The organism is Streptomyces griseus, from assembly GCF_900460065.1.
Lineage (GTDB): Bacteria > Actinomycetota > Actinomycetes > Streptomycetales > Streptomycetaceae > Streptomyces > Streptomyces griseus.
In genome coordinates, this window is the sequence record NZ_UAVD01000027.1 from 113,221 (window position 1) to 132,610 (window position 19,390).

19 protein-coding genes are annotated in these 19,390 nt (G+C 73.3%); 13 read left to right on the top strand and 6 right to left on the bottom strand.

What is annotated here, in order from left to right; all coding sequences use genetic code 11:
• Window positions 1-6: 6 nt before the first annotated feature.
• Entirely contained in the window at window positions 7-210 is a 204-nt protein-coding gene (locus DTB53_RS16245; RefSeq protein WP_003967102.1) for a cold-shock protein, read from the bottom strand.
• Window positions 211-552: 342 nt separating this feature from the next.
• Between DTB53_RS16245 and DTB53_RS16250 the strand changes: the two genes are divergently transcribed.
• The 4 genes from DTB53_RS16250 to DTB53_RS16265 all read left to right on the top strand — a co-directional run bounded on the left by DTB53_RS16250 (window position 553) and on the right by DTB53_RS16265 (window position 5,655).
• Entirely contained in the window at window positions 553-1,431 is an 879-nt protein-coding gene (locus tag DTB53_RS16250) for a menaquinone biosynthetic enzyme MqnA/MqnD family protein (RefSeq protein WP_012379571.1), read from the top strand.
• A 320-nt stretch (window positions 1,432-1,751) separates the two neighbouring features.
• The gene (locus DTB53_RS16255; protein WP_012379570.1) at window positions 1,752-3,722 is read left to right on the top strand and encodes a serine/threonine-protein kinase; all 1,971 of its coding nucleotides are present in this window, start codon (window positions 1,752-1,754) and stop codon (window positions 3,720-3,722) included.
• A 72-nt stretch (window positions 3,723-3,794) separates the two neighbouring features.
• Window positions 3,795-4,994 carry a cyclic dehypoxanthinyl futalosine synthase gene (gene mqnC, locus DTB53_RS16260; protein WP_003967099.1) on the top strand — a complete coding sequence of 400 codons (1,200 nt, stop codon included), beginning with the start codon at window positions 3,795-3,797 and terminating at the stop codon, window positions 4,992-4,994.
• A gap of 10 nt (window positions 4,995-5,004) precedes the next feature.
• The gene (locus DTB53_RS16265; protein ID WP_012379569.1) at window positions 5,005-5,655 is read left to right on the top strand and encodes an imidazolonepropionase-like domain-containing protein; all 651 of its coding nucleotides are present in this window, start codon (window positions 5,005-5,007) and stop codon (window positions 5,653-5,655) included.
• Window positions 5,656-5,698: 43 nt separating this feature from the next.
• Here DTB53_RS16265 and DTB53_RS16270 read toward each other — a convergent pair whose 3' ends face one another.
• From DTB53_RS16270 to DTB53_RS16280, 3 genes are read right to left on the bottom strand one after another with little or no spacing between them, the layout of a single operon-like run.
• Window positions 5,699-6,679, bottom strand: coding sequence for a DUF3152 domain-containing protein (locus tag DTB53_RS16270; protein WP_003967097.1), 981 nt, complete (start codon window positions 6,677-6,679; stop codon window positions 5,699-5,701).
• Window positions 6,676-7,593, bottom strand: a complete 918-nt coding sequence (locus DTB53_RS16275) for a dihydrolipoyllysine-residue succinyltransferase component of 2-oxoglutarate dehydrogenase complex (protein ID WP_012379568.1) — start codon at window positions 7,591-7,593, stop codon at window positions 6,676-6,678. The genes DTB53_RS16270 and DTB53_RS16275 overlap by 4 nt, the downstream gene beginning before the upstream one ends.
• A gap of 9 nt (window positions 7,594-7,602) precedes the next feature.
• Entirely contained in the window at window positions 7,603-8,112 is a 510-nt protein-coding gene (locus DTB53_RS16280; RefSeq protein ID WP_012379567.1) for a SigE family RNA polymerase sigma factor, read from the bottom strand.
• 526 nt (window positions 8,113-8,638) lie between these two features.
• Between DTB53_RS16280 and DTB53_RS16285 the strand changes: the two genes are divergently transcribed.
• The 5 genes from DTB53_RS16285 to DTB53_RS16305 are packed head-to-tail and all read left to right on the top strand — an operon-like array spanning window position 8,639 to window position 13,129.
• Window positions 8,639-9,529, top strand: a complete 891-nt coding sequence (locus tag DTB53_RS16285; protein ID WP_012379566.1) for an ABC transporter permease — start codon at window positions 8,639-8,641, stop codon at window positions 9,527-9,529.
• Window positions 9,530-9,580: 51 nt separating this feature from the next.
• Window positions 9,581-10,633: a taurine ABC transporter substrate-binding protein gene (locus DTB53_RS16290; RefSeq protein WP_012379565.1), complete on the top strand. Its 1,053-nt coding sequence runs from the start codon at window positions 9,581-9,583 to the stop codon at window positions 10,631-10,633.
• The gene (locus tag DTB53_RS16295; RefSeq protein WP_042496417.1) at window positions 10,617-11,486 is read left to right on the top strand and encodes an ABC transporter ATP-binding protein; all 870 of its coding nucleotides are present in this window, start codon (window positions 10,617-10,619) and stop codon (window positions 11,484-11,486) included. The genes DTB53_RS16290 and DTB53_RS16295 overlap by 17 nt, the downstream gene beginning before the upstream one ends.
• Complete coding sequence (locus tag DTB53_RS16300) at window positions 11,483-12,406, top strand: TauD/TfdA dioxygenase family protein (RefSeq protein WP_012379563.1); 924 nt, start codon at window positions 11,483-11,485, stop codon at window positions 12,404-12,406. Before DTB53_RS16295 ends, DTB53_RS16300 begins: the two co-directional genes overlap by 4 nt.
• Window positions 12,407-12,436: 30 nt before the next feature.
• The gene (locus DTB53_RS16305) at window positions 12,437-13,129 is read left to right on the top strand and encodes a demethylmenaquinone methyltransferase (RefSeq protein ID WP_012379562.1); all 693 of its coding nucleotides are present in this window, start codon (window positions 12,437-12,439) and stop codon (window positions 13,127-13,129) included.
• 15 nt (window positions 13,130-13,144) lie between these two features.
• On the opposite strand, the gene DTB53_RS16310 is transcribed toward DTB53_RS16305, so the two are convergent.
• Entirely contained in the window at window positions 13,145-13,672 is a 528-nt protein-coding gene (locus tag DTB53_RS16310; protein ID WP_012379561.1) for a GNAT family N-acetyltransferase, read from the bottom strand.
• 97 nt (window positions 13,673-13,769) lie between these two features.
• Between DTB53_RS16310 and DTB53_RS16315 the strand changes: the two genes are divergently transcribed.
• The 3 genes from DTB53_RS16315 (at window position 13,770) to DTB53_RS16320 (ending at window position 17,310) form a co-directional block, all read left to right on the top strand.
• Entirely contained in the window at window positions 13,770-15,053 is a 1,284-nt protein-coding gene (locus DTB53_RS16315; RefSeq protein ID WP_003967088.1) for a geranylgeranyl reductase family protein, read from the top strand.
• Between the two features lie 439 nt (window positions 15,054-15,492).
• A complete protein-coding gene (locus DTB53_RS36865) occupies window positions 15,493-15,669 on the top strand; it encodes a hypothetical protein (protein WP_003967087.1) in 177 nt (58 codons plus the stop codon).
• A gap of 426 nt (window positions 15,670-16,095) precedes the next feature.
• The gene (locus DTB53_RS16320; RefSeq protein ID WP_003967086.1) at window positions 16,096-17,310 is read left to right on the top strand and encodes a Cmx/CmrA family chloramphenicol efflux MFS transporter; all 1,215 of its coding nucleotides are present in this window, start codon (window positions 16,096-16,098) and stop codon (window positions 17,308-17,310) included.
• A gap of 1 nt (window position 17,311) precedes the next feature.
• Here DTB53_RS16320 and DTB53_RS16325 read toward each other — a convergent pair whose 3' ends face one another.
• The gene (locus DTB53_RS16325; RefSeq protein ID WP_003967085.1) at window positions 17,312-18,163 is read right to left on the bottom strand and encodes a C40 family peptidase; all 852 of its coding nucleotides are present in this window, start codon (window positions 18,161-18,163) and stop codon (window positions 17,312-17,314) included.
• Window positions 18,164-19,020: 857 nt separating this feature from the next.
• Between DTB53_RS16325 and DTB53_RS16330 the strand changes: the two genes are divergently transcribed.
• Complete coding sequence (locus DTB53_RS16330) at window positions 19,021-19,380, top strand: NADH-quinone oxidoreductase subunit A (protein WP_003967084.1); 360 nt, start codon at window positions 19,021-19,023, stop codon at window positions 19,378-19,380.
• The last annotated feature ends 10 nt before the right edge of the window (window positions 19,381-19,390 follow it).

Here is a 19,390-nt window from a genome sequence, read left to right on the forward strand (position 1 = left end):
GGGCAACTAGGCCGGGGTGACGTTCTCAGCCTGCGGACCCTTGGGTCCCTGAGTGACGTCGAAGTTCACGACCTGGTTCTCCTCGAGGGAGCGGAACCCGGACGCGTTGATCGCGGAGTAGTGAACGAAGACATCCGGGCCGCCGCCGTCCTGGGCGATGAAGCCGAAGCCCTTTTCAGCGTTGAACCACTTGACGGTTCCGGTAGCCATAAGCCCTCCTTGGGCCAAAGGGTTGCCCTGCTCCAGAACCTGCAAACAAGTCTGAAAACTACAAAAGCCTGCGGGTTACATGCTCCGCAGGCTCTGTACTGCAAGGGAAACCAAACTGCAACTTGCGGGCGAGCCTAGCACGCGGTCTCCGGCGAGCGGTAGAGGGAAAGATCACTTCACCCGAATGTTTGACGGCCTTCCCCGGGCTCCGGCGGGAGGCCCCGGAAAGGGGGTGCGGACCGCGGCGCGGAACGGGGCGCGCACAGGGTGCGGGCACGGCGCGGGACGGGGCGCGCGGGCCCCGGTGATGCTCGCGGGCGGCCGCGGGTCTAGCCTCGCGATGTGGACAATTCAACCGTCTCTCCCCGTGAAGGCGACGACCGTCGCAGTCGGCCCCGCGTCGGCCACATCCAGTTCCTGAACTGCCTCCCCCTCTACTGGGGTCTGGCGCGGACCGGAACCCTGCTCGACCTGGAGCTCTCCAAGGACACCCCGGAGCGGCTCAGCGAGCAGCTGATCAGGGGGGACCTGGACATCGGTCCGGTCACCCTCGTGGAGTACCTGCGCAACGCGGACGACCTGGTGGCCTTCCCCGACATCGCGGTCGGCTGCGACGGGCCCGTCATGTCCTGCGTGATCGTCTCCCAGCTCCCGCTGGAGCAGCTCGACCGGGCCCGGGTGGCGCTCGGCTCGACCTCCCGCACCTCGGTGCGGCTGGCGCAGCTGCTGCTGGCCGAGCGCTACGGCGTCCGGCCCGACTACTACACCTGCCCGCCCGACCTGGGCCTGATGATGCAGGAGGCGGACGCCGCCGTGCTGATCGGCGACGCCGCGCTGCGGGCCAACCTGCACGACGCCCCCCGGCTGGGCCTCCAGGTCCACGACCTGGGCCGGATGTGGAAGGAGTGGACGGGGCTGCCGTTCGTCTTCGCCGTCTGGGCCGCCCGCAAGGACTTCCTGGCCGCGCACCCCGAGACGGCGGCCAAGGTGCACGAGGCGTTCCTCGCCTCCCGGGACCTCTCGCTCGAGGAGGTCGCCAAGGTCGCGGAGCAGGCGGCCCGCTGGGAGGCCTTCGACGCGGAGGTGCTGGAGCGGTACTTCACGACGCTCGACTTCCGCTTCGGCCCGGACCAGTTGGCCGGCGTCCGCGAGTTCGCCCGCCGCACGGGCCGGGACACCGGTTACCCCGCCGACGTCCACGTGGAGCTGCTCGGCGGCTGAGGACCGAGCGACCGGGCGAGCGACCGGGCCGCCGGCCGAGTGGCCGAGCGACCGACCGAGTGACCTGGCGGCTGAACCGGCGAATGGAGGGAATTCCCTTTCCGTACGCGCAAAGGGAATGGGAGAGGCCGCGCGGCGACGCATTCGCGCCTTTCCCCGGGGCGAAAAGGTCCCCTCCTGACCGGAGAAGGGGGAATGGTCCGGCCGTTTCCCGGTGACCGCGCCGTTGGCGCCCCCTAGGCTTCGGTCCGGGTCCGGACCGTCCACAGCGTTTACCGTCCACGGGTTCATCGTCCGCAGGGTTCACAGGGGGAGTCCATATGCAGCCGCTGGAAGCGGGCGAACCGCGCACCATCGGTTCCTACCGGCTGCTCGGCAGGCTCGGTGCGGGCGGAATGGGCCGGGTCTATCTCGGCCGCAGCGCCGGCGGGCGCACGGTCGCGGTCAAGGTCGTCCACCCCCACTTCGCCCTCGACGAGCAGTTCCGCGCCCGGTTCCGGCGCGAGGTGGAGTCGGCCCGGCGCATCGGCGCCCAGTGGACCGCCCCGGTCCTGGACGCCGACCCGGACGCCCCGGTGCCGTGGGTGGCCACCGGGTACGTCGCCGGGCCGCCGCTCTCCCAGGCGATCACCGAGCACGGCCCGCTGCCCGAGCACGCGGTGCGCACCCTGGGGGCCGGGCTCGCCGAGGCCCTCGCCGTCGTCCACGGGCAGGGCATCGTCCACCGTGACGTGAAGCCCTCCAACGTGCTGCTCGCCCTCGACGGGCCCCGCCTCATCGACTTCGGCATCGCCCGCGCCCTCGGCGCGACCGTCTCGCTCACCTCCACCGGCGTCTCGGTCGGCTCGCCCGGCTACATGGCGCCCGAGCAGATCCGGGGCGGGGACGTCTCCGGCGCGGCCGACGTCTTCTCGCTGGGCGCGGTCCTCGCGTACGCGGCGACGGGCGCGGCGCCCTTCCCGGGCGACTCCTCCGCCGTACTCCTCTACAAGGTGGTCCACGAGGAACCCGAACTGGGCGACCTGGAGGGCGAGGTGCGCGAGGTGGTCGAGGGCTGCCTCGCCAAGGACCCGGCGGCCCGGCCCGCCCCGGCCGATCTCGCCCGGGTGCTCGCCCCGGGCGGGGCGGCGGCGATGGTGGCGGGCGGCTGGCTGCCGGGCGGGCTGGTGCGCGAGGTGAGCCGGTCCGCGGTGGCGCTGCTGGACCTCGAACCGCAGGACGCGCCGGTCCAGTCGGGGCCGGTGCCGTTCAGCAGCGCGTCGCTGGGGGCGCTGCCGGGAACGGCCGCGCCCGGCAGGGGCGGGCCGTTCGGCCCCACGGCCCCGGGCCCGCAGGAGGCGCCGTACGGGACCCACCGCCCGCAGGAAGCGGCACAGGAAGCCCCGTACGGCACGCCGCGTCAGCAGGAGGCGTCGCAGGAGGCGACGGCGGACGCCCCCTACCGGATCCCGCATCCGCAGGACGACGCGTACGGCACCCCGCACCCGCAGGACGACACCTACGGGACACCGCCCCCGCCCCCGCCCCCGATGCCTCCACGCGCGAAACCCGCCTCCACCGTGCCCCCGCCGCCCCGGCACGCCGGGACCTACCGCCAGGACGGCGACGGCGCGCGCGGACTGCCCGGCCGGCGCGCCGGAGACCCCCGCCTCTCCCTGACCGTCAGCGCCGAGAACCGGCCGGACTCCGGGGAGCGCCGCGGTCGCCGGGTCAGCTGCACGGTCGCCCTCGCGGTGGCGGGCGCGCTCGCGGTCGTCACCTTCGGCACGGGCCTGCTCGACGGCTTCTTCCCGGGCGACGCCGACCGCGACCGGGGCAACGACGCCGCGGCGACCCCGTCGGGCTCCGCCTCGCCGCCCGCCTCCGCGAAGCCGACGCCCGCCGAGTCCGACGACGCGGGCGGGGCCCCGGTCGGGGCGCTGCCGAAGGCGTACCTGGGCACCTGGAAGGGACCGCTCACCGAGCGGACGACCGGTCAGCCCCACGGCACCCTCACCGCCGTCTTCACCGAGGGGAGGAAGGGCGAGCGGGTCGTCCGGATGAGCACGACCATCTCCCAGCTCGGCGTCACGGTCACCTGCAACAGCGTCGGCACCCTCGCCTCCGGCACCGCGCAGCAGCTGAACATCCGCGAGGCCGCCGACCCGGACCGCCCCGGCACCCCCGGCCTGTGCACCACCACCGAGGCCGACGTGGTCTTCCGGCCGGCCGCCGACGGCACCCTGGACTACCGCTCGGAGGAACGGGCCGCCGGCCTCCCCTACGGGAAGCTCACCAGGTCCGGCGGCTGACCGCGAGCAGGGCTGGCGTACGCTGGATCGGTCCGAGGAACGTCGATAAAACCGCCGAAAGGTGACAGCCCGGTGACCGAGAAGGCCGACCTCCAGCCCGTCCTCGACCGAGCCGCCGAAGGCGGACGGATCACCCCGGAGGAGGCGCTCGACCTCTACCGGTCCGCGCCCCTGCACGCGCTGGGCGCCGCCGCCGACGCCGTACGCCGCCGCCGCTACGCCGGTACGGAGCACATCGCGACGTACATCATCGAGCGGAACATCAACTACACCAACGTGTGCGTGACGGCCTGCAAGTTCTGCGCCTTCTACGCCCCGCCCAAGGACACCGCCAAGGGCTGGACCCGCGACCTCGACGACATCCTGCGCCGCTGCGCGGAGACCGTGGAGCTCGGCGGCACCCAGATCATGTTCCAGGGCGGCCACCACCCGGACTTCGGCGTGGAGTACTACGAGGAGCACTTCTCCGCGATCAAGAAGGCCTACCCGCAGCTGGTCATCCACTCGCTGGGCGCCTCCGAGATCGAGCACATGGCCCGGATCTCGAAGGTCTCCGCCGAGGAGGCCATCAGCCGCATCCACGCCGCCGGGCTCGACTCCTTCGCCGGCGCCGGCGCCGAGCTGCTGCCGGCCAGGCCGCGCACCGCGATCGCCCCGCTCAAGGAGTCCGGCGAGCGCTGGCTGGAGATCATGGAGATCGCGCACGGCCTCGGCGTCGAGTCCACCTCCACCATGCTGATGGGCACCGGCGAGACCAACGCCGAACGCATCGAGCACCTGAGGATGATCCGGGACGTCCAGGACCGCACCGGCGGCTTCCGCGCCTTCATCCCGTACACCTACCAGCCGGAGAACAACAAGCTGAAGGGCCGCACGCAGGCCACCCTCTTCGAGTACCTGCGGATGATCGCCATCGCCCGGCTGTTCCTCGACAACGTCGCCCACATCCAGGGCTCCTGGCTGACCACCGGCAAGGAGGTCGGCCAGCTGTCGCTGCACTACGGCGCGGACGACCTCGGCTCGATCATGCTGGAGGAGAACGTCGTCTCCTCGGCCGGCGCCAAGCACCGCTCCAACCGGCTGGAGATCATCGACCTGATCCGCAAGGCGGACCGGGTCCCCGCCCAGCGCGCCACGACGTACGAGCACCTCGTCGTGCACGACGACCCGGCGAACGACCCGGTCGACGAGCGCGTCGTCTCGCACATCTCCTCGACCGCGATCGAGGGCGGTACGGCCCACCCGGAGCTGAAGCTCCTCAACGCCAACTGAGGCCTCGCCCGTGCTGACGATCCACGCCGCGCCCCTGGTCCTCCCGGTGGGCGCGGCGGCCGTCGTGGACGGCGCGGTCGCGGTGGACGGCGACCGGATCGCCGCCCTCGGCCCCTACGAGGAGGTCACCGCCGCGCACCCGGCCGCCCGGGTCCGCCGCTGGCCCGGACTCCTCACGCCCGGACTGCGCCAGGACCGGCCCGCCGAACTGCTCACCGGTTGTTACCACCCCGACCCCCGGGAGTCCGCCGAGCTGGGCGAACTCCCGCTGTGGGGGGCGGAGTTCGAGCGCCTCTCGGCCACGATGGACGCGGCCCGGCGGGCCGGTTCCGTCCGGCGCGGCCTCCAGCGGATGCTGCGCCACGGCACGACCCACCTGGCGGGCCCCCTGGACGCGGCGGACCCCGTGCTGCGCACGGCCGTCTCCCGGTCGGGACTGGTCCTGCTCCCGCCGCCGCCCGCGCCCCCGGGGCCGCCCGACCTGGACCCCTTCGCCGCGGGCGGCGACCTGGCCCGCACGGTGGGCGCCCCGCTGACCGTGGGCGGCCGGGCGGACCTCGCGGCCTTCGACGTGCCCGACGAGGCGGCCCTCCGCGCGGGCGGGGCGCGCGCCTGCGTGGCGACGGTCCTCGCGGGCCGGCTCGTGCACCGCGCCCGCTGAGGCCCAACCCGGCGGCGCCGGACCCGGCCCCGCGCGGGAAGGGTCACGGCACCTTCGGGCCGCCCAGGTAGCGTCCTCGCGCGTCGTACGGCCAGGCGTTGGCGACGCAGCCCTTCAACCCGTCGATCTGCTGCATCATCGCGGGAGCGGGGCGCCCCTTCCCCGGGCAGGTCTCGTGGCCGCGCCCCAGCCAGTGGCCGACCTCGTGGTTGACGATCAGCGCCCGGTACTCCGACACCGGCCCGTCGAACTGCGGCGAACCGAGCTGCCAGCGCTTCAGGTTGACCATCACCTTCTCGCCGCCCCGGCAGTTGACCTCACCGCGCGTCTTCAGGCCGTACTGGCCGCAGATCCGGTCCGTGGTCGCCGGGGTGGCGATCTTGATCACGAGCCCGGCCGGGCCGTCGGCGACCTGCCGGAACGACTGCTCGCCGCCGTGGCTCCAGCCGCGCGGGTGGGCGAGGACGGCGGCTATCTCCTCGGCGGCCCGGTCGGGGTCGACGCCGGTGCCGTCCTCCACCTCGACCCGGTAGGCACTGCCCCGGCCCTTCGCGTCGACCCCCGCACGGGCCACCTCGAACGTGCCGGGGCCCGAGGCGGGGATGTCCTCGGCCCGGACCTCGCCGTCCTTCCCGCCCGAGGCGGAGGCCGTCGGGGACGGGGGAGCGGACGGCGGGGGAGTGGACGGAGGGGGCTCCTCCAGCGGCTCCGCCGCGTTGTCCGGTCCGCCGGCCGGGGCCGTACTGCCCGGCGCCGCGTCGGCCGGGCCGCCCCCGCCCTGCCAGGGGCGGCCGACGAGCAGGGCCGCGCCCGCCACGACCACGAGGGCCAGCACGGTGAGCGAGACCGCCCGACGCCGGTTGCGGCGTCGGCGCCGCACCCGGGAGCGGGCCGCCGTCCGGGCGCGGCCCGGCGCCCGCCCGGGGGTCCGGGGCGGCGGCACGCGCAGCCGGAACGTGTCCTCGTCGCGGTCCGGTTCCCCGTACGCGCGCGGCAGGGTGCCCGCGGGCCGGCGGCGCGTCACGAGGCGGCCCCGCTCAGCGGCACCGGGGCCGCGTCGGCGTACGCGACCAGCTCCCGGAACCGCGGGCTCTGGACGACCCGGACCAGGTCCCCGGCGGTGACGGGCGCACCGCCCGCCCCGGACGGCGCGGGCGAGACGGACAGGGCCACCGCGCTGCGGCCGAAGCGGTACTGGAGCGAGACCTCCGTGCCCGTGCGGCCCTCGGCGGGCTGCCGGTACACCCGGGCGGGAGTGCCGTCGTCCAGGGTGAGGCCCTCGCAGGTCAGCCCCTTCTCGGGGAGGTCACGGCAGGCGGGAGCCGCACCCTCGGGCAGCGGGCGCACCGACAGGCGGACGGAGTGCACGATTCCGCCGCGCCGCCCCTGGTAGTCCTCCGGCCCTTCGCCGACCGGCAGGACCGTCCCGATCGACGCGGGCAGCAGGGCGTCCAGCGCCCCGGCCGCCTGCTGCCGGAAGTCCTCCAGCCGCTGCGCCTCCTCGGGGCCGAGGCCGGGCGGGATGGACAGGGAGGGGGTGGAGAGGGGTGGCGTCGCGGGAACGGCCGCGGACTCCTTCGGGGCGGGGGTGGACGTGGGGCTCGGCATGTCGGGGCGTGGCTCCGTACGTTGGGGGGACGGGGTGGGCGCGGGCAGGGAGAGGGACGGGCCGGCGGGCGCGGCGGGCCCCGGGTCGGGCCCCGTCAGCAGCCAGGGGCCGAGCACGGCGAGGCCCAGGGTCACGGCGGTGACCGCGAGGAAGGCGCCCGTGACCGCGAACGCCCGGGTCCTGGCCCGCCGCCGGCGCCCCTCCCGGACGGCGTCGGGGACCAGATCGGGCTGGAGGGACAGCGGGCCGACGGCCCGGTGCAGGGCGTCCCGGAACAGCTCCTCGTCGTGGGCGCCGGGCGGCAGGTGCTCGTGCGGTTCAGGGGTCATGACCGGCCCTCAGCTTCCGGTGGAGTAGAGCTGGACGTCGCCCATCCGGGCGCGCAGCCGGACGAGCGAACGGGAGCACTGGCTTTTCACCGTGGACTCGCTGCACCGCAGCAGTGCGGCCACGGTCTCCACGCTCAGGTCGTCCCAGTAGCGCAGGACGACCATCGCCCGGGCCCGGGGAGGGAGTTCGGCGAGCAGGGCGAGCAGCGTGACCCGGAGATCGGCGCCCGGCGCGGGATTGGGCTGCGGGCGGGGCGCGCTGCGCCGGTGGGCGAGCAGATCGGTGACCGTGCGGCGGCGTTCGGCCACGAAGGTGCGGACGAGGACGGTCCTGGCGTAGGCGTCGAGGTTGTCCGCCCGGCTCGCCTTCCGCCAGTGCTGGAACAACGTGGCGAGGGTCGTCTGCGTCAGGTCCTGCGCGCCCTCGACGTCTCCGCACAGCAGGTAGGCCGTCCGGTAGAGCCGGCGCTGCCCGCTCCGGGCGTACGCCACGAACGCGGCGACCTCGCCGTCGGCCATGGCGGGCTCAGCCGCTGCCGGCATCCGCCCTCCCCTCTTCCTCGCGCTTCCGTGCTCCCCCGAACTCCGCCCCCGGGGGCGGACTCCCACCCCTTACAGAGCACCCGTGTGCCGAAAAGGTTGAAGAGAAGTGAAGATCAGTTCGAGGCGGTGCGGGCGTCGGTCCACACAGCGGTCCACGCACCGGTCCACGCACCGGCCCCGGGGTGTCTCACTCCCTGGCGGAACCTGGTGCCCGCGCGAAGCGCTGTGCTAGAACAGCGCCCGTGACAGTCGATCGTTTTCTGGTGGAGTGCCTCCACATCGATCTCTGCCGCGTCTCCAGCGCATCCTGTTGATGCCGGCCGCGGCATCCTCCGCGATGCCCACGTGACGCCTGCGCGCCTCCCCGGTATCCGCGCCCCACGCGCCTGATTCCCCTCCGGGTCCCCTCGCGTCCCCGCGTCCCCGCGCCGCCCCCTTTCGTACGTCCCTCCGGCCCGCCTCCGCGGGTCCGGCGACGCTCCACGACCTCGGAGACCCCTCCATGCCGACCTCCACGTCCCCGCGGGAACGGACCGCCGAAGCCGCCGATCCCGTACCTCCGGGCCCGCCGGACAAGGACGACGGCCGCCGACGCCGTCCCGAACGCGCCGCCCTGCTGCGCCGGATCGGGCTGCGCGTCCTCGCGCTCGCCGTTCTGCTCGGCCTCTGGCACCTGGTGACCGCGCTCCAGCTCTGGTCCCCGGTGCTGGTTCCCTCGCCCGCCGCCGTGTGGCGGGCGCTGCTGGAGACCTCGGGCACGCACGACGGCGTCCGGGGCTACCAGGGGCACACCCTGATCGAGCACCTCGGGATCAGCCTGCGCCGGATCCTCGTCGGGGCCGGCGCGGGCGTGGCCGCGGGTCTCGTGACGGGCGTCCTCATGGGGACGCTGCCGTGGGTACGGGTGGTGCTGGAGCCGGCGGTGGCGTTCCTGCGGACCCTGCCCCCGCTCGCCTACTTCAGCCTGCTGATCATCTGGTTCGGCATCGACGAGGCGCCCAAGCTGTGGCTGCTGGCCATCGCCGCGATGCCGCCGGTCGCCGTCGCCACCGCGTCCGCCGTGGCGTCCGCGCCGACGGCCCTGGTCGAGGCGGCCCGGGCGATCGGGGCCCGGCGCGGACAGGTCGTCACCTCCGTCGTACTGCCCTCCGCGCTGCCCGAGATCCTCGTCGGCGTCCGGCTCGCCTTCGGCATCGCGTACTCCTCCGTCGTCGCCGCCGAGACCGTCAACGGACTGCCGGGGATCGGCGGCCTGATCCGGGACGCCCAGCGCTACAACCAGTCCGACACCGTCGTGCTCGGCCTCTTCGCCATCGGCCTCTCCGGCCTGCTCATCGACGCGGCCCTGCGCCTGCTGTCCGACCGCCTCGCCCCGTGGCGCAGCCACGCGTAACCGCCCCGCTCCCACCCGCTTCCCACCCACCGACGTACGAAGGACACGCACATGCCCCGGACACCCGGCCCGCTCCGCCTCCCCCTCCTCGCCGCGGCCCTCGGCTCCCTCCTGGCGGTGACCGCGTGCGGCGCGGGCGGCGGCTCCGGCGGCGGGGGCGACGGCGGCAGGACGATACGCATCGCCTACCAGTCGTTCCCCAGCGGCGACCTGATCGTCAAGGAGAAGGGCTGGCTGGAGAAGGCACTGCCCGGATACGACGTCAAGTGGACCAAGTTCGACTCCGGGGCCAGCATCAACACCGCCTTCGTCGCCGGGTCCGTGGACCTCGCGGCCATCGGCTCCAGCCCGGTGGCCCGGGGGCTCTCCGCGCCGCTGAACATCCCGTACGAGGTCACCTGGGTGCTCGACGTCGCCGGGGACAACGAGGCGCTCGTCGCCCGCAACGGCGCGAAGATCTCCTCGGTGAAGGACCTGGTGGGCAAGAAGGTCGCCACCCCGTTCAGCTCCACCTCCCACTACAGCCTGCTCGCCGCCCTCGACCGGGCCGGGGTGGACGCCTCGAAGGTGCAGCTCCTCGACCTGGAGCCGCAGGACATCCTGGCCGCCTGGACGCGCGGCGACATCGACGCCACGTACGTCTGGCTGCCGACGCTGGAGGAGCTGAAGAAGACCGGCGAGGTCATCGTCTCCAGCCGCGAACTCGCCGCGGACGGCAAGCCCACCCTCGACCTCGGGGTCGCCGCCACCCGCTTCCTCAAGGCCCACCCCGACGTGCTGCCCGCCTGGCGCAAGGCCCAGGCCCGGGCGCTCGACCTGATCCACGACGACCCCGACGCCGCGTCGGCCGCCGTCGGCAAGCAGCTCGGCATCAGCCCGGCCGAGGCGGGCTCCCAGCTGAAGCAGGGCATCTTCCTCAAGCCCGCCGAACAGGCCGACGCGAAGTGGCTCGGCACCCCCGGCCGGGCCGGCGGCCTGGCGGACAACCTGCACAGCGCCGCGCGGTTCCTCGTCGACCAGAAGCAGATCGACTCCGCGCCGGACATCGAGGCCCTGCGCAAGGCCGTCCACGCGGAAGGGCTCAGCGATGCCGTCAGCCCCTGATACGGAGAAGGCACCGGCCCCGGCGGCACACGAAGCGGCCCCCGTCGTCTCCGTGACCGGCGTCCGGCACTCCTACGGCCGGGGCGCGGAGGCGGTCACCGCTCTCGGCCCGCTCTCCCTGGAGATCCCGGCCGGCGAGTTCCTGGTCCTCGTCGGCCCGTCCGGCTGCGGCAAGAGCACCCTGCTGCGGCTGATCGCGGGCTTCGAGCACGCCACCGAAGGCGCGGTCGAGGTGTTCGGGGAGCGCCCCGAACCCGGCGAACAGGCGGGCATCGTCTTCCAGCAGCCGCGCCTGTTCCCCTGGCGTACGGTCGGCGACAACATCGGCCTGGCGCTGAAGTACGCGGGTGTGCCCCGGGCGGAACGGGGAGAGCGGGTCGGGGAGTTGCTGGAGCGCGTCGGGCTCGCGGACACCGCGGGCCGCCGCGTCTGGCAGATCTCCGGCGGCCAGCAGCAGCGCGTCGCCATCGCCCGCGCCCTGGCGGGCGGCAAGCGGCTCCTGCTGCTGGACGAGCCGTTCGCCGCGCTGGACGCGCTGACCCGGGAGCGGCTCCAGGAGGACCTGCGCACGGTCAGCGCCGAGACCGGGACCACGTCGGTCTTCGTCACCCACAGCGTCGACGAGGCGGTCTTCCTCGGCACCCGCGCGATCGTCCTCACCAACCGTCCGGGGACCGTCGCCCTGGACATCCCCATCGGCCTGCCCCGGACCGGCGCCGACCCCGCCGAACTGCGCGGGCTGCCCGCGTACGCCGCGCTGCGCGCCGAGATCGGCACAGCGGTACGCGAAGCGGCCGGCCGGCACCCCCGTACAAGCCGACACTTCCGTACGACGAGAGGAGAAGGATCATGACCACCGCGACGACCCCGGTCCTGCGCGACCACCGCGTCCCCGCCGACGGCCTGTACGAGGGCCCGCGCGAGCTGCGCCGGGTCCCCGAGGGCTGGACCGACCGCCCCTACGAGCGCTTCCGCCTCGTTCCGCTCGGCCGGGTCATCGGCGCGGAGCTCCACGGCGTCGACCTGTCCCGCCCGCTGGACGCGGCCCTGCGCGCCGAGCTGGACCGGGCGCTGCTGGAGTGGAAGGTGCTGTTCTTCCGCGACCAGCACCTCACCTCGCGGCAGCAGCGGGCGTTCGCCGGGTACTGGGGCGAGCTGGAGACCAACCCGCTGCTCGCCACCGGCGACGACCCGGAGGTGGCCCGCCTCGACCGCACCGCCGTCCCCACCTTCGAGAACGTCTGGCACACCGACGTCACCTTCCGCGAACGCCCTGCCCTGGGCGCGGTCCTCCAGCTCCGCGAGGTGCCTCCGACCGGCGGGGACACGCTCTGGGCGGACATGGCCGCCGCCTACGACAACCTGCCCGAGGAGGTGAAGGAGCGCATCGAGGGGGCGCGGGCGGTGCACGACTTCATCCCCGGGTTCTCGCGCTTCTATCCGCCGGAGCGGCTGGCTCCGCACCAGGACCGGTTCCCGCCGGTCGAGCACCCGGTGGTGCGGCGCCATCCGGTCACCGGCCGCCGGACGATCTTCGTCAACGCCTCGTTCACCACCCGGATCGTGGGTTTCGAGCGGGAGGAGAGCGACCGCCTGCTGCGGCTCCTCTTCCAGCAGGCGCACGCCCCGGAGTTCCAGGTGCGGTTCTCCTGGCGCGCGGGCGACGTCGCCTTCTGGGACAACCGGGCCACCCAGCACTACGCCGTCAACGACTACGCCCCGCACCGCCGGATCGCCGAACGCGTGGCGATCGCCGGAGACCGCCCCCACTGACCGCCGCGGCCGGGCTGCTTGAATGGAAGGGTGACCCGAGCCTCCCTGGAAAAGCAGCCGCACGAAGTCGCCTCGATGTTCGACGGTGTGGCGGCCAACTACGACCTGACCAACGACGTGATCTCGCTCGGCCAGGCCCGGCTGTGGCGCAGGGCGGTCGCGGCGGCGGTCGACGCCCGCCCCGCGCAGAAGATCCTCGACCTCGCCGCCGGTACGGCGACCTCCTCGCAGCCCTTCGTGAAGGCGGGCGCCTACGTCGTGCCGTGCGACTTCTCGCTCGGCATGCTCAAGGTCGGCAAGGAGCGCCACCCGTGGATGCCGTTCACGGCGGGCGACGGGATGAGGCTGCCGTTCAAGGACGAGACGTTCGACACCGTCACGATCTCCTTCGGGCTGCGCAACATCCAGGACACCGAGGTGGCGCTGCGCGAGCTGTACCGGGTGACGAAGCCCGGCGGCCGGGTCGTGATCTGCGAGTTCTCCCAGCCGACCTGGACCCCGTTCCGCACGGTCTACACGGAGTACCTGATGCGGGCCATCCCGCCGGCCGCCCGCGCGGTGTCCTCCAACCCGGACGCGTACGTCTACCTCGCCGAGTCCATCCGCGACTGGCCCGACCAGCCCGCCCTCGCGGCACTGCTCCAGAAGGCCGGCTGGTCGAAGGTCGCCTGGCGCAACCTGACCGGCGGCGTGGTGGCCCTGCACCGGGCCACCCGCGCCTGAGTCCGGACGGGGCCCTCACAGCTCCAGGCGGAAGCAGACGGCCACCTGGCCGCGCGGGGTGTCGTACGACTCCGCCCGCCGCATCCCGAGCCGTTCCGCGACCGCCATCGACCGGGTGTTGAGCGAGTGGACCATCGCCACGACCTCGCCCACCCCCGCCGCCCGCAGCCGCTCCAGCGTCGTGCGGGCGGCGGCGGAGGCGTACCCCCGCCCCCAGGCGGCCCGCCCCAGCCGCCAGCCGATCTCGGTCGCGCCGGCCGGCCCGTAATGGGTGTGCGGCCACGGCTGCGCCCCGGTGAAGCCGAGGACGGCGTCCTCCTCGTCCGTGACGGTCCACAGGCAGTAGCCCAGCTCCGCGTCGTGCCGCCGCTGACGGGCGGTGAGCTCCTCGTACGCGGACAGCTCCGCGCTCCGCCCGCCGAAGAACTCCATCACCTGCGGGTCGTCGAAGACCCGGTGCCAGGTCAGGGCGTCCTCGTCGGTCGGAACACGGAGGCGTACGGCCGGGGCCGAAGCGTGGGGCGAGACAGGTGCTGTCGACATGAGGGAGCCCTTCGGAGGGTTGGTCTGCAGGCCCCCATAGACTGCACGGGACATGTGCCGCGCGGCACGCGAATTCGAGTCTTCGGGAGATCCGACCGTGACCGAGCCCCTCTCCGAGAACAGCGCGGACGTGATCGTCGTCGGAGCGGGCCCAGCGGGCTCCACGACCGCCTACTACCTCGCCAAGGCCGGACTCGACGTCCTGCTCCTGGAGAAGACCGCCTTCCCCCGCGAGAAGGTCTGCGGTGACGGGCTCACGCCCCGCGCCACGAAACAGCTCGTCTCCATGGGGATCGACATCTCCGAGGAGGCGGGCTGGCTGCGCAACAAGGGCCTGCGCATCATCGGCGGCGGCGTACGGCTCCAGCTGGACTGGCCGGACCTCGCCTCCTACCCGGACTACGGGCTCGTCCGCAAGCGCGACGACTTCGACGAGCAGCTGGCCCGGCAGGCCCAGAAGGCCGGCGCCCGGCTCCACGAGCGCTGCAACGTGGGCGCGCCCATCAGGGACGAGCGCACCGGCCGCATCACCGGCGTCGAGGCGAAGATCGGCGAGGAGAAGACCCCGGTCACCTTCCACGCCCCGCTCGTCGTCGCCGCCGACGGCAACTCCACCCGCCTCTCCCTGGCGATGGGCCTGCACCGCCGCGAGGACCGCCCCATGGGCGTCGCCGTGCGGACCTACTTCACCTCGCCCCGCCACGACGACGACTACCTGGAGTCCTGGCTGGAGCTGTGGGACCGGCGCGGCGCCGAGGACCGGCTGCTGCCCGGCTACGGCTGGATCTTCGGGATGGGCGACGGCACCTCCAACGTGGGCCTCGGCATCCTCAACTCCTCCTCCGCCTTCAAGGAGCTGGACTGGCGCGAGGTCCTCAAGGCCTGGTGCGCCTCGATGCCGGAGGACTGGGGCTACACCCCGGAGAACATGACGATGCCCATCCGGGGCGCGGCCCTCCCGATGGCCTTCAACCGCCAGCCGCACTACACCAAGGGCCTCCTCCTGGTCGGCGACGCGGGCGGCATGGTCAACCCGTTCAACGGCGAAGGCATCGCGTACGCCATGGAGTCGGGGCAGATCGCGGCCGACGTCATCGTCCAGGCCCACGCCCGCGCCACCCCCGCCCAGCGCGAACTGGCCCTGAACAACTACCCGAAGGTGCTCAAGGAGACCTACGGCGGCTACTACACGATGGGCCGCGCCTTCGTGAAGCTGATCGGCAACCCGAAGGTCATGAAGGTCGCCACCCAGCGCGGCCTGACCCACCCGCTGCTGATGAAGTTCACCCTCAAGATGCTGGCCAACCTGACCGACCCGCAGGGCGGCGACGCGATGGACCGCATCATCAACGGCCTGTCGAAGGTGGCCCCGAAGGCCTGAGGCCGCCCGGGAAGGTCTGCGGGGGGCCGGCGGGTCCTTGGCCGTTCGCCGGCCCCCGCGGTCACCCGGACCCCGCCCCGCCCCGTCCTGCCCGGCCCGGGCAGGGCGGCGGACCGCGACCGGCCTTTGGGCCACGCGCTCCACGTCCCGGGCGAGGTCCGGCGGCCCACCGCGTAACTCCGCGCCGTCCCCGGGCACCGCGAACCCGGCGCTCCACTCGCCCCGGTGTTAATCCCCGTCCTCCCGGGTGATCATGTGCGATGATTTGCGCGCCCCCGGCCGTCGGCAGTACCGGACCGGACGGCGCCCGCCCGCCCCCGCCCGCAGTGGCGGCACGCGGTGCGTGCGGATCCTCTTGACGCACGCTCACATCGAACGCAGGCCAGCGGGGTACGGAACAAGCCGATACAGCGCTGCTCGACCCCAAGGACTGACAGCCATGACCACCGCCTCCCCGCCCCAGCACCACGGGCTCTTCCTGGAGCCCCGTTTCGCCGTGGACCTGACCGCCCCGGACGAGGACGAGGACTTCGACGCCTCGTACGACGCGCTGCCCGCGCCCACCACCTCGGCCAGGGAGCCGGAGCGGACGAACCGCCGCCCGCGCCGCCGCTGATCCGGACGGCGGCCCCTCCGGCGCGTAAACCGCTGGAGGCCCCGCCGCCCGACCGGTACCCTCTTCTCCATGGCCAGCCCCGAGTCCGACAGACTCCGGCCACCGGTGCGCCGGTGGCCGTGTTCGTGCTGAGCGTCGCCGGCTGACCCACGGGTCACCGGCCCCTTCACCACGGCTCCACGTCCCCCGGCTCACCGCGGGTACGGGCCGTTCCCCCTCGCGTACGCGCTGAAGCACCGCAGTACGCGGGGTCCGTGCCACCGGCCGATCGGTCACCGCGGGCGCCTTTCCGCGCCCCGGCCGATCACCTCCGGGCACTTCTCCGCGCCGTCGCGCCGGACCACCGGCGAACGCCTCCGCGGCCCGTATCCCCGCACTCCGGTCTGTCTGTCCATCCGACGGTTCCGTCCAAGGGGTCACTCACCCATGCCATTCGCCGTTTACGTCCTCGGGCTCGCGGTCTTCGCCCAGGGCACCTCCGAGTTCATGCTGTCGGGGCTCGTCTCCGGCATCGCCGCCGATCTCGACGTCTCCCTCTCCGCCGCCGGCCTCCTCACCTCCGCCTTCGCCATCGGGATGGTCGTCGGCGCGCCCCTGATGGCGCTGGCCGGCCGCGCCTGGCCCCGCCGCCGCGCCCTGCTCCTCTTCCTCGCGGTGTTCGTCGCCGTCCATGTCGTCGGCGCCCTCACCCCGAGCTACGAGGTGCTCCTGGTGACCCGCTTCGTCGGCGCCCTCGCCAACGCGGGCTTCTGGGCGGTCGCGCTGACCACGGCCATCGCGATGGTCCCGGACCGGCTGAAGGGCCGGGCCACCGCCGTGGTGGTCGGCGGGGTGACCATCGCCTGCGTCGTGGGCGTACCGGCCGGCGCGGTGCTGGGGGAGCACTGGGGCTGGCGGTCGGCCTTCTGGGCGGTCGCGATCGTCTCGCTGCCGGCCTTCCTCGCGGTCCTGCGCTCCATCCCGGGCGGCCGGGGCACGGACCCGGGCGCCGCTCCCGTACCCGTGCGGGACGAACTGCGCGCGCTGACCGGCCCAGGCCTGCGACCGGTACTCCTCACGATGGCCCTCGTGCAGGGGGCGACCTTCTGCGCCTTCTCCTACCTGGAGCCGCTCCTCACCCGGGAGACGGGGCTGGGCGCGGGGTGGGTGCCGGTGTCCCTGGCGCTGTTCGGGGCGGGCTCGTTCGCCGGGGTCACGGTGGCCGGCCGGTTCGCCGACGCCCGCCCGGTCGCCGTCGTCGCCACGGGCATGACCGCCCTCACCCTCGGCTGGGCGGCCCTCGCCCTGGCGGCGGGCAGCCCGGTGCTCGCCCTGGTGCTGATCCCGCTCCTGGGCATGCTCGCCTTCGGTACGGGCACCGCCCTGATCACCCGGGTCCTGGGCCTCGCCGCCGGGGCCCCGACGCTGGCCGGCGCCTTCTCGACGACCGCGTTCAACCTGGGGGCGGCGGTGGGCCCGTGGGCGGGCGGCCTGGCCCTGGACGCCGGGTTCGGCTACCGGGCCCCGGTCTGGGTGAGCGTCCTGCTGATGGCCCTGGCCCTGCTCGTCGCCGCGAGCACGGCTAAGGGCCGCCGCTCCCGAGCGGGGGAGCGGCGGCCCTCGGAGCCCGTGGCGCACCGGAGTGCCCACGAGCGCTTGTGAATCAGAGAACGCGGACCGCGCCGGTCGGCCGGTCGTAGTCCATGGAGCGCTGCACCGTGCCGGTGCTGGAGTTCTGCGCGCCGACGAACTCGCCGCCGCCGATGTAGATCGCGACGTGGTAGGCGCTGCCGGCGCTTCCCCAGTAGAGGATGTCGCCGGGCTGGAGGTTGTCCAGCGAGACCTGGGTGCCGAAGGTCGACTGGGACTGCGAGACGCGCGGCAGGTCGATGCCCGCCGTGCGGTACGCGGCCTGGGTCAGACCCGAGCAGTCCCAGGCGTTGGGGCCGGTGCCGCCGGACACGTACGCGTCGCCGACCTGCGCCTTGGCGAAGGCCACGATGGAGGCGGCGGAACCGCTCACGTTCGAGGAGGAGGGGGCGGAGGCGGAGCTGCCCGAGTCCGAGGAGCCCGACGAGCCGGAGGAGGCGCTGAGGGTCGTGCGCTCGGAGGTCCGGGAGGCGCGCTCGGCGCGCTCCTCGGCCTCCGCCTCGGCCTTGGCCTTCGCGGCGGCTTCGGCCTTCTTCTTCGCCTCGGCCTTGCGGACGGCCTCGGCGTGCGCCTTCTTGGCCGTCTTCGCGGCCTTCTCGGCCGCGGCGTCCTCGTCCGCCTGCGTCTCCAGGTCGAGGGCGACCTGCTGCGTGGCCTGGGCGGAGGCGGCCACAGCGGTGGAGAAGCCGGACGTGATCGTGGGCATCTCGATCGTCTGGGTCACCGGCTCGGCCTGGGCCGGACCGGCGGCACCCGCGACCGCGATGGTGCTGAGGACGCCACCGGCAACTCCGGCTCGCAGTGCCGACTTCGAGGCGCGCTGACGGGGCTTCCGGTGGCTGGGTATGTGAGCGGTGTGGGACATGGGTACTAGCGCTATCAGGGCTGTAGGGGTCCCATCAAGAAACGTGTGTTGCGACACAGTTACGTTCGGAATCTGTGAATCCGCTTTCCGGGCACCTTTATTGACGCCGTAACGGGCAAATCGGGCAGTGTCGATCAGGCCCGTGATCACTGCCTTTCGGCAATACGCCCGAATTGCCCGCCGCTTACCATCCGTTCACACCGATGGCCAAGCCCGGCTTTCCGGGGCGTGGGGCCGAGTGGCGCAGGTCACAGCATGGCTCCCGCGGGACGGGCAACCCTCGCGACCGCGTTCCGCGTGGGCGTCCCGCGGCGGCCCGTGATCATCCGCGGGCGCCCGCGGCGGTCCCGCGGCACCCCCGTGCCGGCGGAGGGGCCGGCTCCACTCGCGCGACGAGGGGGTGCGGGGACGGCCGTCGGGCTCGCGATCCGGAAGTTCGTGAATGCGTGCACATGTCCGCATCGGTCCCCGCCGCTCCCCGCACGGGTGGGTGACGATCTCGGACGACGCCCTTATCACCCCGATGCGTCCCAGCGCCAATTTGCTTGTACGGGACGTCGATTGATAGCGCGCCACGCCTTTGACCAGCGGTAACGCCGTCGAATGTCACGTCTCGTGATCACTCGGCCGCTTCGCGTACGAAGATCACCGCTCATACGACTTCATGATCCTTCGTCAGGTGGTGGAGATCACAAAGCCGTTGTCGTACCCCGTGTCGCAGATCACAGGGGGGCGGGCATAGGATGCGGGGCAGTCGGGCTTGTGAACTGCCTCACATGTGCACGATCTTGGTGAGGCGGCGAGCCGGTCGCCCGATGCGGTCCACAGGTCAAGGACGACTGGAAGGAGCGAGGAGCGTGAATGCCTACGCGCCCATCCTCGTGCTCGGCGCCCTCGGGGCAGGGTTTGCGATCTTCTCCGTGGTCATGGCCACGCTTATCGGCCCCAAGCGGTACAACCGGGCAAAGCTCGAAGCGTACGAGTGCGGTATCGAACCCACCCCGACTCCCGCCGGAGGCGGCCGGTTTCCGATCAAGTACTACCTGACGGCGATGCTTTTCATCGTCTTCGACATCGAGATCGTCTTCCTCTATCCCTGGGCGGTCTCCTTCGACGCCCTGGGGATCTTCGGGCTCGTGGAGATGCTGCTCTTCGTGCTCACCGTCTTCGTCGCCTATGCGTATGTGTGGCGTCGCGGCGGCCTGGAATGGGACTGAGGGGCTGAGG

Excerpts from the sequence above, each read along its gene's own strand:
- DTB53_RS16245 (WP_003967102.1), bottom strand. The coding sequence starts at position 210 with ATGGCTACCGGAACCGTCAAGTGGTTCAACGCTGAAAAGGGCTTCGGC.
- DTB53_RS16255 (WP_012379570.1), top strand. The coding sequence starts at position 1,752 with ATGCAGCCGCTGGAAGCGGGCGAACCGCGCACCATCGGTTCCTACCGG.
- DTB53_RS16275 (WP_012379568.1), bottom strand. The coding sequence starts at position 7,593 with ATGACCCCTGAACCGCACGAGCACCTGCCGCCCGGCGCCCACGACGAG.
- DTB53_RS16280 (WP_012379567.1), bottom strand. The coding sequence starts at position 8,112 with ATGGCCGACGGCGAGGTCGCCGCGTTCGTGGCGTACGCCCGGAGCGGG.
- DTB53_RS16285 (WP_012379566.1), top strand. The coding sequence starts at position 8,639 with ATGCCGACCTCCACGTCCCCGCGGGAACGGACCGCCGAAGCCGCCGAT.
- DTB53_RS16290 (WP_012379565.1), top strand. The coding sequence starts at position 9,581 with ATGCCCCGGACACCCGGCCCGCTCCGCCTCCCCCTCCTCGCCGCGGCC.
- DTB53_RS16295 (WP_042496417.1), top strand. The coding sequence starts at position 10,617 with ATGCCGTCAGCCCCTGATACGGAGAAGGCACCGGCCCCGGCGGCACAC.
- DTB53_RS16300 (WP_012379563.1), top strand. The coding sequence starts at position 11,483 with ATGACCACCGCGACGACCCCGGTCCTGCGCGACCACCGCGTCCCCGCC.
- DTB53_RS16310 (WP_012379561.1), bottom strand. The coding sequence starts at position 13,672 with ATGTCGACAGCACCTGTCTCGCCCCACGCTTCGGCCCCGGCCGTACGC.
- DTB53_RS36865 (WP_003967087.1), top strand. The coding sequence starts at position 15,493 with ATGACCACCGCCTCCCCGCCCCAGCACCACGGGCTCTTCCTGGAGCCC.
- DTB53_RS16320 (WP_003967086.1), top strand. The coding sequence starts at position 16,096 with ATGCCATTCGCCGTTTACGTCCTCGGGCTCGCGGTCTTCGCCCAGGGC.
- DTB53_RS16325 (WP_003967085.1), bottom strand. The coding sequence starts at position 18,163 with ATGTCCCACACCGCTCACATACCCAGCCACCGGAAGCCCCGTCAGCGC.